This window comes from Streptomyces sp. SID3343 (assembly GCF_009865215.1).
GTDB lineage: Bacteria > Actinomycetota > Actinomycetes > Streptomycetales > Streptomycetaceae > Embleya.
This window is the reverse complement of the sequence record NZ_WWJX01000331.1, coordinates 1-429: the sequence shown is the minus strand read 5'-3', so window position 1 is coordinate 429 and position 429 is coordinate 1. Positions and strand designations below refer to the sequence as shown.

Annotated in this window: 1 protein-coding gene and 1 pseudogene; one reads left to right on the top strand and one right to left on the bottom strand. The window is 79.0% G+C overall.

Translation table 11 applies throughout. The features are described from left to right. On the bottom strand, positions 1-182 hold a 182-nt coding region (locus GT354_RS53775), incomplete at its 3' end, for a hypothetical protein (RefSeq protein WP_237534612.1). Between GT354_RS53775 and GT354_RS52530 the strand changes: the two are divergent. Beyond that, positions 175-429 (top strand): annotated as a pseudogene (locus GT354_RS52530) (hypothetical protein); the annotation flags it as partial. The gene GT354_RS53775 and the pseudogene GT354_RS52530 sit on opposite strands and share 8 nt — an antisense overlap.

Sequence of the window (429 nt, the reverse complement as noted above, 5' to 3'; positions counted from 1 at the left end):
CGCGCCGACCCCGACCGCTCGCGGCCCCCGCCGGCCGCACGCTCGCCCCCGCCGGCCTCGTCGCGGTCGGTGCCGGTCACGATCGGGTGATGGCGCTGGGCCGATGGGGTGGCGGGCAGCGTATACAGGCCCTGCGGGCACGGGTAGACGCCGACGAGGGGGTAGTCGTGGACGATGACCATTTCCCGACGTCTGTTGTTCCGGACCGCTCCCGCCGCCCTGACCCTGGCCGGGCTCGTCGCGACCCGGTCCGCGTCCGCCGGCGAACCCGGACCGGCCCCCCAGGGTCCGCCGCCGGGCCAGGTGCCCGCCCAGTTCGTCCCGCCCGTCCCGCCCGCCCCGCCTGTGCCCGCCGCCGCCCCGCCCGGCGTCGGACCCGCGTGGGCCGCCCGGGTCCCGCTCGAAACCCGGCAGGTGCTCCTGGTCGTG